The following is a 16,053-nucleotide window of genomic DNA, read 5'->3' as shown; positions in this document are numbered from 1 at the left end:
TGATCTTCAATGTATTTCTTGACAGTATCAAGAGAAACACTTCCGGTAGTGGCACAGAAGTAACTTGCACTCCAGAAGGGTGAATCTCCCCATAGGTATTTCTCAACGTGTGTTCTATATGTATTTCTCACTTCTTTGGACAGCTGTGATTTTAACGAGTTGATGAGTTTTACAGGTGCAACATCAGGTGGCATGGAGATCAGCAGATGCATGTGATCGACATCTGTCTCTGCTGAAATGAGCTCACTGTTCATGCGCCCGCAGAGATAAGCTGCGTAATTCTTCATGAAATCACCAATCTCATCTGTGATCACTTTCTTTCTGTATTTAGTCACAAAAATCACATGGTATGTGAGTTTGTACACGGAATGAGAGCCTCTTCTGTATTCGTCCAGAATATCTGATTCTGCTATTGATTTTTGCATATAATCTCCATACATCCAAAAAGAACAAATGTTTGTCAGGCCCTGAAATGTGTGCTATAATACTAACTATAGAATACTATTAAGGAATTTACAACCGTGTACAGGACAAGGCAATACAGGATAAGCAAAAACCACATACTCTACGACTATTGCAGGGATATTTGCAGGTCATCAGCCATCCTGTACAACAGGGCAAATTTCATCTTAAGGCAGTATTCGTCATCGGTTGATTCAATGTCTGGATTCAAGCCTCTTTTCCCAAATCAGATGCTGGTTTACAGGCTCGTAAGGGATAATCTCACAGGAACTAAGTATCTTGGCGCTAGCAAATGGCTCACATATAATGCTCTTGACCATCTGCTTAAGATAACAAGGGATAAGGCATACTATGCCCTCCCGTCACAGGCTAATCAGCAGATATTGAAACTTCTTCTCAGAGACTATAAGTCTTTCTTTGAAGCTGTAAAAGTATATGGCAGGAATCCTGGGGCATTTACTGGTCGCCCCAAGATGCCGGGATATATGTCACAGGAATCATTCAAGACAGCTGTCCTGACTAATCAGATATGCAGGATCAAGGATGGGTATCTAAAGTTTCCGGGGACAAAGGATAGGCTGTCTCTTGGCCAGCTCCCTGAAGAAGTGTGTCTTAAGGAAGTCCGTATAAAGCCTAGCGGAAACAGCTTTGTTCTGGATGTGGTCCTTTCAATGCCTGATAAAGGGATAATCCCCATGGCTGATAAGGATATCCTCTCTGACCTTTCGGACGTATCAGATCTGAAGGGCTTGAGAGTAATGGCTATCGATCCCGGAACAGACAATATCGCCGCTGTAGCGAACTCTTTTGGCGCAAGACCATTTGTGATAAAGGGAGGCGTGATCAAGTCAATCAACCAGTTTTACAACAAAGAGATGAAAAGACTCTCTTCCTGCGCCATGACATGTAACAACAAGTACAGGACAAGAAAGATGAACGCTCTTACAGAAAAAAGGAACAGGAGGATAAAGGATCAGTTCCATAAGGTGAGCAGACAGCTTGTTGACTATGCAAGGGATAACAATGTAGATATAGTTGTGATGGGCCATAACACATACCAGAAACAGGATATAGGTATAGGACATGTCAATAACCAGAACTTTGTGCAGATACCAATGCTGATATTTGCAGACATGCTCAGATACAAACTTGCTGAATATGGTATAAGATTTGTCCTCACAGAAGAAAGCTACACATCAAAGGCAGACTATCTTGCAAAGGACTATATCCCTGTGTATAAAAAGGACTGTTCAGATAGCTGCTCTTTTTCAGGAAGGCGTATAAAGAGAGGCTTGTACAGGCACTACGATGGTACAATAACAAATGCAGACATAAATGGAGCTGCAAACATCTTAAGAAAAGTATTCCCAAAGGTAAGCCAATGGGATAGGGGCATAGTGGACATGCCCTGTTCTGCAGGATGCATAGAGCATCCTGCAGGTTCATGCCGCTCTGCGGCATAACAGAAACCCTTTCCGACGTGGAGTCGGTGAGGGTAGTTCATAAATTTACTTCTCCTTCAACATTTCCTTATGCTCAGCTGTCATGTCTTTAGTCTTATCTCTAATTACATGAACTTCACTGCGTCTTTTCCAAGAAGCAGTGCAAGCGCACCTCTTTTTTTATCCAGGATTTCTTCCATAGCATCTACAAAAGTTGTAAGGCTCTTAGGCGTGTAATCTTTGTAGATGTCATAGATCGGACGCAGCCGTTTTTCTGTCATCCTTCTGTAGATCTGCAAAAATTCATTGTTAGCCTTTACCCTTTTCTCCTTCAAGGCCTTCAGATCTTCAGTTTGCTTTATATCAGGCCTGATTGCTTTGTATCTGGCTTCTATGTACTGCTTTTGCAGTTCTCTCTGGGTGCTATATGCTTTTCGGAACAGCTCACCATCTTTAGTATTCTCTTCAAAATAATCCTGGTGTTCCAATTCAAAGCGTGCACTTGCTCTTGATGAAATGCTATCAGTCATGATAACACTTGCAAGTTTTGCAACACGTACTTCAAGGGATCTAAGCTCTTTTTTCTGCTCCGGTGATAGATCTTTTATATCTCTCATTTCTAGGATCTTATCCCAAAGTTTTTCTGTGTATGCTGCTTTCTCGCCATAAAGAGATTCTATATGCTCATTCCCCTGCTGATCCTTGACCGTTACTTTTTCAAAAACACCTCCACTAAGAGTGCTCTGCCTTTTATCCAATCTTGAATCCATATTATCGACTGAAATCGAATAAAAACTACCTGGCGCAAGATCTGAAGAAATCTGCTTTTTCATTTTTTCGAGTTCTCCGTTTTCGATTGCATCTTCTGCATATATTTTGCATAAAGAATCTACCAGATCATCTTCAAGCTTTTTTAGTTGTTCATTGTTTTTGTTCTTTTCCTTTGCTTTGACCAACTCGTTTTCGTAGTTTTCAAACTTATTAGCTATGTCATACATCCTGTAAAGTTTATCTTCCATTATCCTGTAGAATTCTTCCCAGGAATCCTGATCGAAGTTCATTATAGCGCTGGCCGCCATATTACTTAAATTATTCATGCCACCCAATACATCTGTAAAATCAGGATCAGATGAAAGATCATATAAGCGATTTATAGCCCCATCAAGAGTCTTTCTTAGAGAGTCATACTTTTCCTTACTTTTTTTATCTGTGAGATTTTTTATATCTACACCATCAAATTGTAAGTATTCTTTATACGCCTTGTTCCACTTAGACATGTTATCGTGATAGTATTTGAGCGTTTCTTTTATCTCGCTATCGTCAATTCTATCCTTTACTGTGACGTACGAATGTAAAAGCCCCTGCCTTAGCTTATCAGCATTTAAAGGATTTCTTAAATCTCTTCTAAGTTCTTTTTTATCAAGGTCTTTATAGACAGAGTATTTGCCTACAACATCTTGAATAACTACATCACTATCATCGCTGCCTGACAGGCTTTCAATCAATAACAATTTAGGATTGTAGTCTACGTTCTTATACTTATCTTTAAAATCTGTGATTTTCATTGTATCAAGGACATCAAGAGAATCTCGCAGTGTTCTTATCGCATTATTAAATTCTGAAAGAGAATTCTCAAGTCGCTGCTGGCACTGTGAGAAGTTTATCATCTCCTGTGGAAGTTTAAAGCCAGCTTCCTGAGCCTTTAGAAGGGCAACAAATATGCGTTCACCAGTGTTTTCACCGCTTCCAATCTTAAAGACTGTGTTAAGTTCTGCTTTAAGCTTTTTCTTCATTTCAGTTTTCTTCTTATCACTTAAGGAATTGTAATCATTTTCCTTCCCATCAAGCTTTATAAAGGCTTCCATACATTCAATGAAATAATCTGAAAATCCCTTATATGCAGCCGCCATCATCTTGATTATATTGTCTACTCTACCGGCGCCCTTAAAAAGTAATCCTTCTCCTGAGTTGTCTAAAGTAGTACAGTTTCCATAGTCAAGTACAGTTGCATAATCCTTATTGATCATTATGTTTCCGGCATGAAGATCTCCGTGATGGAAGTACTTCTTTTTATCAATCTCAGAAAAAAGTGCATTAGTTATCCAGCTTGACACAAGCTTTTCCATATTCTTCTGGCAGGCCTGTGCTTCGATCAGTTTGTCAGCCACCTGTTTTCTGACTTCGTTACGTCTTTCAAGTTTGCTTAGAGTGATGCTATGTTTACTTGCATCCTTTGGATCCTGGAACTCCTTAAGACACTCTTCTGAATAGTTTTTGAGCTGAGCAATATAACGGTCAGCGGTCACTCCCTGCGCCTTATCCATGACAAGATAGTGCTGTCCTGAAGGGATTGTTTCGCTTATCTTAACTGATCTTACATTTTCTCCTTCATACGCCTTGCTTCCCAATTTTGCGTTTTTAACTTCGTTATTAAAGTCAAGCTCTTCCACGATTTTGTTGTAATGCGCATTAAATGAGGCCAGCATTACCCCTGTCGTGTCAGTCTTTTCTGCACACTTCTTGATAAATTCTTTTTCAGTCCTGAGTTTTTCAAGGTTTACATCAGGACGCATTATTTTTACAACAACCTGCTCATTACGTTTTCCCTGAGGCCCTTCATATGTGACATCACAAAGGAAGGTCTGGGCTATAGATGCTGCACCAAGACTCTGAAGTTTAGTTATTTTTGTAACTCTTTCTGCGCTCTTTTTGTTTAATAGATTGTCATTAGCATTCTGTTTGAGCTGCTTAAGCTGCCTGTCAACATACTCCGGAGGTATATCTCTAAGGTCTGACTTAACTACAGACAGGGCTGGTCTGAACTGCTTCATGAGCATGTTCTCCGGAACACCTTGGAATAACTTTTGCATAAGTGGACCAGCCCCTTTGAGCATCGATGCAAAGAACGCTGCTCCCTCTTCTCTGCTACTTCCAATCTTCGATGGCTTTAAGTCCTTTATTAGATATGACATCATAAAGCGACGCTGATCAATCGGAGCACTATTGTAATAATCCTTGATCACAAGCTTAAGGAACTTGCCCTGACCTTTTTCAGTGTCAAAAACAGAATCTCTCATCCTTGCAAGTTTTTCTTTACCAGTCAGTTTTCTTTCGTATTTAGGATATATTTTTTCCAGCTCATTCTTATCAAAAAGGTTTTCGTAGATATGTTTAAGAAGCTCATCTTCTGCTACCGGTAATTCCATGTTATTTCCAAAAAGATTGTCAGCAGCTTCACTGATCATGTTGTTGATGTGTTTTTCACCTTTGATGATGGCATCTTCCAGCATTCTTTCAGAACCTTTGAGGTATTCAGACATTTCCTTTCCATTAAGGATCTTTGTAACATCATCAGCCGTATATTTACCAGGTTTTATCCCCGATTTCTCAAATTGGGTAAAAATGTTCTCAAGGAAGTTCTTTGTAATAGAATCTACAAAACTATTGCCTCCTTTTGAGAGCTTTTTCTTGATTTCATTAAATGCACCTTTATTTCCAGTCTTGTTCACTCTATCATTTAACATGCCGGAGATAAGAGATGCATTCTTCAAAAGAATTGCAGTAGTCCTGTTTTCTTTTGAAATGGTTTTACCATTTTCATCAAAGATAGGCTCTTCAGAGACAAGGTCACCAATAAAAGCAAGCGTACTTTCTGCATCCTTGCTCCACTCATCCTTGCTCATTTGTCTTTCGAGAGCGCTATATTTGACTATACTGGCATCAGTAAGACCCCTTACTTCTTCTTCCCACTGTTTTTCACGCTCAAGACTGAACTTAACAGTGGACTTGCTCTGATACTCTTTATTCCTCTGGTCTATTTCCGATTTCTGTTGCTCAATATATCGCTTTATTTCCTTATTTGCTTCAGCTTTCTTTTTATTAAATGGATCCTTCTTTTGCTCATAAGCCAGAATTTCGTTAGAATATCTGGTTACAAGAAGCGTTTTTGCCTCGACTGCTTTGTTAAGTTTCTTATTTTCTTTTCCAGGTTTTGTCTTTTTAGCCTGCTCCTCAATTTTTTTGTCTATTGGGATAAGCTCTTTATCACGCTTTTCTTCAGTTTCCTTAATGACCTGTTCAATTTTCTTTATCTCTGCATCACAGTCCGCTATTACTCCTTTTTTGCCTACAACAAAAAGATCCCTGGTTTCATCAAATTCTTCAAGCTTGTCTTTTTCTCTGGTTATGGTTTCGTACACCAAGGTATAAAGCCTCATTCCAGGGAGTTTTTCAAGTTCTTTTTCAGATACATCTTTTACGCCAGCTACATCAACCAGATAGTATATTGCTATCTCTTTAAGGCTGCGTAGAGCTGGATTATTTTCATAAGTTTTTTTAGACTTTCCGATCTTTCGTGCCTGATCCATGAGTGATGACAGTCTGGATAAGACATTTTCCGATTTATATCTATCCTTGTAGTCATTCATTACTACATTAAAAGCATTGTCATATGCCTCGTTGTCTTTTGCATGCTCGATAAGTGGGAAGCACATTATCTTAAAATCATCTATTGGCATTTTAATGAAGGCTTCTTTATCTATTCCGGTAACTTTTGCCAGCATAACAGACATTTCACTCTTGAAATCTTCTAAAGAGTCATACTCCAGATCATAACTCATATATAGAGAAGCCATAAGATTTGCATCGTGAAGGTGACTTACCTTATTAAGATCAAAGTCTTTACGTGACAGAGACTCGTTTCCTATATTCAGTTCTTTTCTAGCTTTTACATAAACGCATATATCGTACTCAGCAGAGATATAGTCTATCATTTCCTGAGATACATCAGGGTTGTTTAGCATATCTGACAGCTCTTTGCCCATGATATCCAAAGTAATGCCTGCGTACGAGTTTTCGGAAGCTTCAATGATATTCTTTTTTAATAATTCAGCGTCGCCAGCATCTGCCATAGATGCCTTCAAAATGTTATACAGCACATTTGTTGGAATCAGATCAAAAGTCTCATCTTTTGCTCCGGAAAGAGTATAAAGAGCCGCTGTGAGTGCCTTTCTTGCATTCTCAAGGTCAGCTCTTTTCGCAGTCTTTTTATCAATCCCATCAAATACTCCAAGGCCATCTCTGATTGTCTTTTTTCTAAGTTCTATAACACGCTGCTCTTCAACATATTTAGATATGTCCATTTCGGATCCCATCATGGAAGCAGCTTCGTACATGATTGTGGAGATCTCTTTTGCGGGAATGAACGTGAAATCATCCTTTGACTTTCCCGTAAGGGCGGAAAGAATGATAGCAGATGTATTAGTTATCTTAGCAATATCTTCCTTTGTTGGCGGATTTTCTTCATCTTCCATATCTATGTCATCTATGGTAAGAAGTCCAAGTGCTATCTTGGACAGAATATCTGTATCAAACTGATCCAGTGACTTTTGGTCATGAACATACCTATCCAAAATATTCTCGATGGAATACATAGAATATTCACGTATTTTCATGTTGTCCAAAACACTGATATTCTTTTTTGTGCATAAAGGCACAAGAACATTGGAAAGCTTTTGTGTATCGGGCTGTGCGTCAAGGATTTTTGTAATATCAGCCGTAAATACATCTGCATCAAAACGCTTCTTTGTGTCAATTCTTGCCAGTCTTTCAACAAGAATGTCCGTAGGGACATATTCAAATTCTTCCTCTGGCTTACCCGAAAGGCTTGAAATAGTCCTTACACAGAGCCTCCTGACCTCAGTTTCGTCGCCTTTTTTTGCTTCTTTCTGTGAAAGAGCCTTGTATGAAGCAATTATCTTTTGAACATCCTTCTTAAGCGCGCGATCTATTTCATTCTTCCTGAATTGTTCCATGACAAGGGCAGGGTCCTCAGTATGGACTGCTTTTTCCATAAGGCCCTCCAGGTCTGTCTCATCTTTGGTTTTTTTCTGGGTAGCAGCTTTATTATCAAGTTTTAGCGCTTCTTTAGCTGCTTCAAGTTGCTTTTTTTGTTTCTCACTTTTCTGTTTCCTTTTCTCTTCAAATGCCTTGAGAACAAGAGCCGGATCAGTAAAGCGGATCGCATTTTCCATAAGTCCTTCAGATGCGCCTCTGTCTTTGCTTCGCTTTTTAAGGCGCAGTCCTTCTTTTTTGGTCGCATCTTTTAATGCATTGAACTGATCTTTCTGCGCCTGTTTTTCTCTTCTCTTTTCTTCAGCCTGACTTGTGATAAAGGCATTTTGGTTTCTTAGAAGCTGAAGTGTACTAACTTTTTCTGCAAGTTGGTTGTTTATCTTGCTCTGAATGTCGGAAAGATCCTTAAAAAGCGAAAAAGCCTCATAAACCCTGAACTCATTTTCATGCCCTTCTCTGAACTGGGAAGGTCTTTCCAATAGTTTTTGTTTTCTTTCATCAGAGAGATTGTCAAAATCAGAAAACTCCAAAACTGAATATGCATCATTATTGTTCATCAATGACATCATAGTATCCATGTATGGCTTATACAGTTTTCCAAGAGAGACAAGTTCCTGAAGCTCCTGTTTTTCAGAAGCAGTAATAATAAAGTCATCTTTTGAAAGAACCTTTTTATCCTCCTCGGACAGTTCTTCCTCACAGTTATTGATTGTTTTTAGATACAGATCAAGGCTTGTAAGCATATTTATAAGTTCCACGCGCTTTGTCATGTCTCCTAGAAGGCCATTCTTATCAAGCCCTGTTTTGAACAAAACAGAGTAGTCAGTATTAAGTATTCTGTTGCATTCGCTGCGGTAATCCTTATATCTGTCCCGAGGCTTTTCTGCCCGGCTGCTTTTTAGCTTGGTATCTCTGGCGTCTTGCTGTGCCTTTGAAAAATAATCTTTCCTTGCCCGGTTCTGCTCTGCAACAAGGATTCTACGGGCAAGTTCTTCGTTGGTAACTTTCTTCTTAGGAGAAATAATCTTACTGTATGCCTTGAAATCCTGCAAAAGATCTTTATTCTGCATAGAGTTTTGGATTCTAGTCAGATTCTCTTTCTCAAGGTCTGTAATGTAAGAGGCTTTTTCTATAAATGCCTTATTCTCATTGTCCTCTTCAATGACGTCATTTTCTTTTTCTGCCATCTGCTTAACTCTTGCGTCATAAAGATCAAGCTCCATCCTTAACGTTTCCATTCTTGCTCTCAGGGATGCAATTGTTGCAAGATCCTGTATCTGTCCGTTAAAGATAAGGTTTTCCATATTAAGATAAAGAGGGTTATATACATCTTTTCTCCAGGTTTCTATTCCCGGAAATGACAAAAGGGCATAGTCATCCAAAGTTTTGGTATCGGGAATAGCCATATTCCTTATTACTTGTATAAGCTGCTCAGCTCCAAGCTTTGACTCCTGAAGGGGTTCTTTACTATTCCTGATATTTTGTCTTTCTTCCAGAATTGTTTTTGCCCTTGCAGAACAGCTTCCACCCCACTCCTTAAGATCTTTTTCCATCTTGATCTCATCATTTTGTGCAAGAAAATCGGCTGAATAGTTTAGTAATCTATCGCCGAATCTTTTCTCTAAGGCTTTATTGTAGTTGTCCTTGAAGATCCTGCCGTATTTAAATTGTTGAGGAAGACTATCTACACAACTATCAACCCTGGATATGAGATTTGAGCTGGCGCCCGCCGAATATACAGCAATTTCTTTAAGAAGCCCTCGGATATCTTCTTTTCTCTCTTCTCCACTGCCAAGGATGCTTCTGTGACCGGACCTGACATCCATATATTTAACTGACATTTCAATGACACGTGCTAAAGAATCCACAAATTCACTCTCTGTTTCAGCCTTTAATAGATCAGAGATTGCATCATGAACCGGTTGGGAAGACTCTCTATGAAGGCCTTTCCAACTGAAAACTTTGCTAAGTGCTAAAGCAAGATCACGAGATATATGTGGAACAGGGTGTTTAACAAATACATCCTGATCACCGAGATCCTGATCCATATCATTATTTATGATGTTGAGATTAAGCTTTTTGTTTCTATAAGCTCTTTTATTATTCCCAGCCTGTTTTTTATCTTTATTCAGGTCATCAACACTCATTTCAATGTTTTTTTCTGCTACTTTTGAGCTTGTATTGATGATATTTTTATTCTCTTCCTGCTTGTTAACTCCATAATCTAGCATAGTTTGTCTCCCTCATAATAAATTGTTATAAACTCACTCTTCTTATTATAGATGCAATTTGTACTGTCATAATTAAATAAGTTTAAAAATCAATTAAGTTTTGATAAAGCAATCTTATAGAACAGGAGTGACAAAGCATCTGCCACTCCTGTTTTTGTATTCTATATAATATGCCGAAATAACTGCAGTGATAATGATAGTAAGACTTATAAAGATGCTTATTTTTCTGTTCACTGAAAAAATGGGTTTCTTTTTCTTCATTCACGTCATATACCTTGACGGAAATGCTTCTTTCCTCCTTTGTCTACATACTCAAGTTCAGAAAACTGTGTCTTGAACAGATTAATGCCGTATGGATCCTTCTTTCTAGCATCGAGTATAAGTTGGTTTGTTTCTTCACCGATAACCGTCCCATTCTCATCCACAACTTTCATCTTCTTTTTGGGATTCATCCTCATAGAACTCAATGAATCATACTGAGTTCGAAGTATTGAATACTCTTCCTTTACCAGATGATTTTCATATTTATTAAGTTCTTCGTTTGAAGGGACATCTATAATCTTTTTCTTGATGCACTGCGCAATATCATATTCATTACTACCGAAAGGAGAAATGTATGCATTTGCAAAATTAGTTTCAAGCACAGTCTCTCCGTCATATTTAGACATCAGGGCTTTTTTATTTATATACTCCGGGTGACGATTTAAATACCAGGCCATTATAAAATTGTCATCGTTCGTATAGAATAAACCGTCAACCATACCTTTTATGGGCGGATGCTCTTTTTGATATGCCTCAAACTCAGGTTTTACGACCTTCTTAAAAAATTCTTTCTTTCCAAAGAGCTTCTTTGATTTTCCCTCTGCAGCTGCAACTTCATCTTCATTTTCATCATCTTCTATATTCTGCTTTGTAGCTGTCTCTATGATTCCCTGAGTAGTAGTGGTTACCTTAAATCCAAGAGCTGTCATTACTCCGGTAGTATTTAGCACGTCCTCTATATCAAGGTTATATGTTCCATCATCATTGTTATCAAACAAGAGCTTTACACGTTCCTGCTTTGTTCCTGAAACATTAGCTTTTCTTTCACCTATAACATTGGAAATGACAGCACTGGTTGTTATATTCTGACGAACCTGATATGTGAGCTGCAAAAGAAAATCTACAGGATGTAGGATAAGCGCCTTAGGAGCATAGGTTTCAGCTACACGTTTTGAGGTTGCATAAATAGAAAAGATAAGCTTCATGGCAAGTTCAGTATAAGCACTCTTATAAAAAGCGAGAGCCTCTTTATCCTTTTCAATATCTTCCCAGTTCTTAGAGTGCTTTACTCCCTTTTCGTCGACCCACTCTTTTGATTCCTGAATCTTCATAAGCTCTGTCAGCTCGACCATCTCTTCTTCGCATTTTCCATACATATATTCTTTTGCAAAATTCGTTTGTGTTCTGCTCCAATCGTCAGAAACTTCCAGCTGCTCAAGTAGTTTGTCATCTTTGCTTTTAAACTTAGGTTCTTTACCAATTTTTGGTACACCTGTAATTTCCTTAATAGCAGCTACTCTCTTTTCATCCAGGCTCTTTACGTCAGGCTCCTCTAAATACAAATTCAGCCTTGTAGTATTAAACTTATCATTATCTATTGCAAAGAAAGGATTCTTGACGCCCTCAGTCTTTAAAGCAGTCGGAATCTTGGAAAAATCAAGCGTAAAGGCATTTTGCATCCAAAGAGGAGCCTGGAAGAGTTTCTCATTCTCAAGTCTCTTAAGTTCTTTATCCCTGACGGTAAGTGCATCAAGTTTTTCAAGCAGGGAATCCTTGATATTCACATTTATGTCCAGGGCATGGATATCTTTCTTTTTCTTTCTCTCTTCCTCCTTTTTCTTCTCTTCCTCTTTCCTTTTCTCTGCCTCTTTCTTTTCGTCTATAATTTCCCCTTTCTTTCTTCTCTCCTCTAACTCTTTTTCTTTTCTTTTCCTCTCCTCTTCTTCCTTCTTTAATCTCTCCTGCTCTATCCTTATTCTTTCTTCCTTTTCTTCTTTTACAGTCACAGGATCCCTGAAGAGGTTCTTAATTGCAGCTTCTTCCTCTTCTGACTCCGCCTTTACAGAAAGCTCCTTGGGAATTTTACCGCCAAAGGCCCTGTTCATGTTAAGGGCTGCAATATAGGAAGCTCTCATCATCTTCTTTAAGCGCCTCATCTGTATGCTGTCACCCTTTTCTGACTGGTAACTGATCTGGGAGTTTAACTTGCTTGTATAGAGCTCATCAGTAAGTACAAGCTTTCTTGCACGATAATAATCTGTCACAGCAGTAAGCTTGACCACATGGTCGATCATCTCTTCGGCCCTGTCAGGGAATGCCTTTTTATCAATGGCATCATCCTGTTTAAGTTTCTTGAGATACTCCGGATTTGTGAAAAGAAGGTCTTTGTAGGCCTCTACTGCCTGGGACATTTTCTCAAGCTCTGCAGCATGCAGCATAAGATGCTCATCCGAGGACAGGTTAATATCCCTAAGGTCAAACTTCCAGACTACGTCTGTTAACTTATCCATGACCTCTTTGATTTCCTTACTTCCGTCATCTTCCTTATTCTTAGCATTCTGTTTTTTCAGGCCCAAGCCATAAAGAGCACAATACTTTGAAAGGTCATTTTTGTTTTCAAAGAGTGTTCCGAAAGCAGAGAGTTTTTCAAAGGTCTTAAAATCAAGTCTCTTCTTGTCCTCAATATCAACCTTTCTTCTGAGGGCAATCTTTTCTGTATTTACAGCATTAACCTTATCTGTGAGATCTTCGGCGATTTCCTTTTTAAGTTCAAGGTCTCCTAGTGTATCTGTGATGATGGCATTTCCCTGATGAGCCTGTTTAAGCTCAGATACATCAACAAGCTTAAGCTTTTTGTTTTCAAGCGCCTTCTTGTAAGGAATGGCGGTCATGGCAACGCTCTTAGCCATGTCTTCAAGCATGCCTCCATAGTTCTTACCTCTTGTTTCCGCCTCCTTTGGAGTCAGTACAGCATCTTCCCCTTTATGTGCCACCTCAATATGATATTTACTGATGAGATAAAAAGACACATAGGAGTCCAGACCTGCCATGAACACCTCAAGGTTCTTTCTTGCAGAATCCTTCATATAAACTCTGCCTAGATCCTTTGACTGTTTTGCCAGGCTATTCATAGCAGTGAGCTTAACCTTAAGCAGATAATACCTCTCAGGGTCTTTTTCCATTTGCTCTTCTATCCACTTATCAAGCTCACTTCTGTACTCTGCCAGCTCATTTCCGGTAAGGTTCTCTGACTTTGGAATCGGAGGAAGATTAAAGCCTTCAAACATCTTTGAAGCCTCTTCATTAATCATTTGCTTCCTGATCTTCTCATTCTCTTGTCTGCGCTGACTGCGCTTTTTATTCTCCTTTTCCATATCAGCAAGCTCTTTTTTGGTAAGTTTGATCCTGCTAATATTCTTTTTGGTTTCTTTTGCTTTTTTGGCCTTTAAATCCCCCTCAGTTAAAGGGGCATTATCTTCCCAGGACTTAAGCCACTTAATATTCCACTCGTGGTTTGCAATATTTTCTTTGGTATTTACCGGCTTGTAATTCTCATCAAAAATTACAGGTCGCATTACATATGCTGCAACTCTGTCAATAGACGCCCCGGCAATATCCCCTTTGAACTCCTTACCTGTCTTTATCATGAGTTTTTTATACTCAGGGCAGTCATTCATAGCAACCATATTCCTTTTGGCTTTTAAAATACTTATTGCCTTATCGGAAAGTTCAGGGTTCTTGCGTTTATAGGAGTCCACCATGTTTTCACTTATAAAGTGCGGATTTGCGAAGCTTTCATTGATCACATTTTCATTAATCTTATTTTCAATGATCTTATTTTTGCTTATCTTGTTTTCATTTTTTACAGCTTTCTTCTTATTCTTTTCCTCTTTCTTTTCCTCTTTCTTTTCTTCTATTATCTCTTCCTTTTTGTCTTCTTTTATCTCTTCCTTTTTGTCTTCTTTTTTCTCTTCTTTCTTTTCAAATATGTTTATCCTGTTCTGAAGCTTATTTTCCTTCTTCTCTTGCTTCTGTTCTTCTTTTTTATCCTCCTCGTTTATTATGATATTATCTTCTTTCTTATCTTCCTGGTTTTGCTCAATTTTCTTGCCCTTATTATCGAAAAGATTGATCATGTTTTTGACAAGATTGTTGGCCTTATTTATCTCCTCCTTACCGTTTTTATCTATTTGATTCTCCTCTATAACCTGAGGCTGAATAACGATATTCTGGGGCTCGTTAATGATATTTAGAGGCTCGTTAATAATGTTCTGATGCTGAATATTGATATTCAGATTCTGAGAAATGTTATTTAGAGACTCCGTACTTATGGCCGGAGCAGCATGATAGGTGTCAAAGGCATTCTTCAGTGCGGTAAATCGATCTGCAGACTCACTTTTACCATTCTCATCATCGCCATACTTCCTTGTGCGTTTGGGGCCAAAAAAGCCTCTGGTATACTTATACTGCTCTTCTTGCTCAAAGCTATATTGGCCAGTTTCACTGTCATAAACAATCAGATGATCTCTGCGAAGTCTGTAATCAATATATTTGTCAATTGCTGCAATATATTCAATTTTTGCCTGTATGGCCAGGTTGCCCGCAATTATCTGAGTTAAAGGATTATTAGTGTCTTTCAACAGATTTTTGTAGTATGGCAGAGCTCTCTTTGTGAGATCGTAATAGTCCCTAAGGTTGGTAATAACATAATTCTTTGCTTTACTGCCTTTAATTGCTTCTGCAGAAGGAACGGGCATCTCTAAAAAGCGCTTAAGCGCCTCTACTTCCATCTTAAATTTCTCATTGGCATTTGCACTGTCATATTTCGTGTTCCATTCCTGATTTTCCTTCTCAGCCTGTGAAAGAGGTGCTCCCAAGCCATCTTGATCCTTAAGGACAGATTTCCTGGGCCATTCATATCCACTTTGTTCAGAATTAAAAAGTTCCAGCTCAGTCATTAAGATTGCGCTGTTTTTACTGCATCCTATACACTCTTCCTGTCTATAGGTATTCATATTGTGTGTATACTTACGATCATTAATTCCATTAACATCACGCCACTTTTCGTGTGACTTAGGCACATTTTCCCTTATGGTTTTAGTGGCTTTTGTAATCTCTGCCTCAACCTTGGTGAGTTCAGCTTTTAAGCTGTTGACCATATCATCATTATTCTGCTTTCTCGATTCTTCATCTATAAAGTGGTCAAGCTGATCCTTAAGAATAAGATTGCAGGAAAGTTTTGATCGACCGTTCAGATATTTCTCATGTTTCTTGCTCTGAGCTTTTACATAAGCAACACTCTCAAGCGCCTCCATTCTTTGATTCATGATTTCCTTACGGTGCCTGTATTTCACCAAAGAGTTTGCATTCTCATCGTTTTTATATTTAAGTGCTAAATTCTGGGCGTCCATAAACTTAATAGAAGCAGTTTCTGCTGCCCACTTACGATGTTTAGCACTATGATGATTGTATCTTTCCGCATACACATCAACCTTATCCTGATGTTCACCTCTTTGGTTGATCTTTTGATAGCGCCTTATCTTAGCAGTAATAGCCTGATCATCCTGGAAATAATATTTGGTTCTGAGCGCAAACGCTTCAGCAGATTTATCGTCTGTCTTTTTCTTCAAATGTTCAATGAGCTGATCCGGGTCATAGTCATAAGAGGCCTTGTTTACATCAACGCCCTTGTCAATCTGTCCGGTATAAAACTCTTCTTTATGTTTTTCTGTATCCTGTTTTTTCTGATATTCTTCAAATCCTGACATTTTCTTTGTCTCCCGTCATTACTCGTTAATTGTCTTATTAAAACTCAGCCTCATATATGTGTACTGTCTTTGCTTTTGGGAAAAGACGTTTCGCAAGCTGCAAAGATTTATCACTCATAGCATCAAAGGTAAGGCTTGCGCCCGGGAAAAGAGTCTCCATCTTGCTGACAGTGCTTCCAAGAAGCTCTATAAGGCCTCTTGGATACTTGCCATAAAGATATGAGAGCTCCAGATTGCCGTTTGATAACTTTCTCA

Annotated in this window: 5 protein-coding genes; 1 reads left to right on the top strand and 4 read right to left on the bottom strand. The window is 38.7% G+C overall.

Annotation, left to right across the window (positions count from 1 at the left end; all coding sequences use genetic code 11):
- Positions 1–425 (bottom strand): IS200/IS605 family transposase (tnpA, locus tag J6I68_RS02375; RefSeq protein WP_292216997.1); only part of this gene is annotated, 425 nt, incomplete at its 3' end.
- 96 nt (positions 426–521) lie between these two features.
- Between tnpA and J6I68_RS02370 the strand changes: the two genes are divergently transcribed.
- A complete protein-coding gene (locus J6I68_RS02370; protein WP_292216996.1) occupies positions 522–1,925 on the top strand; it encodes an RNA-guided endonuclease InsQ/TnpB family protein in 1,404 nt (467 codons plus the stop codon).
- A 104-nt stretch (positions 1,926–2,029) separates the two neighbouring features.
- Here the strand turns inward: J6I68_RS02370 and J6I68_RS02365 are convergent, their stop codons facing one another.
- The 3 genes from J6I68_RS02365 to J6I68_RS02355 all read right to left on the bottom strand — a co-directional run.
- Positions 2,030–9,988 (bottom strand): AarF/UbiB family protein, encoded by a 7,959-nt coding sequence (locus tag J6I68_RS02365; RefSeq protein WP_292216994.1) that lies wholly within the window; start codon positions 9,986–9,988, stop codon positions 2,030–2,032.
- Positions 9,989–10,254: 266 nt separating this feature from the next.
- Complete coding sequence (locus J6I68_RS02360) at positions 10,255–15,798, bottom strand: hypothetical protein (protein WP_292216992.1); 5,544 nt, start codon at positions 15,796–15,798, stop codon at positions 10,255–10,257.
- Positions 15,799–15,835: 37 nt separating this feature from the next.
- On the bottom strand, positions 15,836–16,053 hold a 218-nt coding region (locus J6I68_RS02355; RefSeq protein ID WP_292216991.1), incomplete at its 5' end, for a hypothetical protein.

The organism is Butyrivibrio sp. (genome assembly GCF_017940685.1).
Classification (GTDB): Bacteria; Bacillota; Clostridia; order Lachnospirales; family Lachnospiraceae; genus Butyrivibrio.
Note: the sequence above shows the minus strand (reverse complement) of the source record. Positions and strands in the feature narration are given on the sequence as shown.

What these genes read in the sequence shown, in the direction of transcription:
- J6I68_RS02365 (WP_292216994.1), bottom strand. Translation starts at nt 9,988, where the DNA reads ATGCTAGATTATGGAGTTAACAAGCAGGAAGAGAATAAAAATATCATC.
- J6I68_RS02360 (WP_292216992.1), bottom strand. Translation starts at nt 15,798, where the DNA reads ATGTCAGGATTTGAAGAATATCAGAAAAAACAGGATACAGAAAAACAT.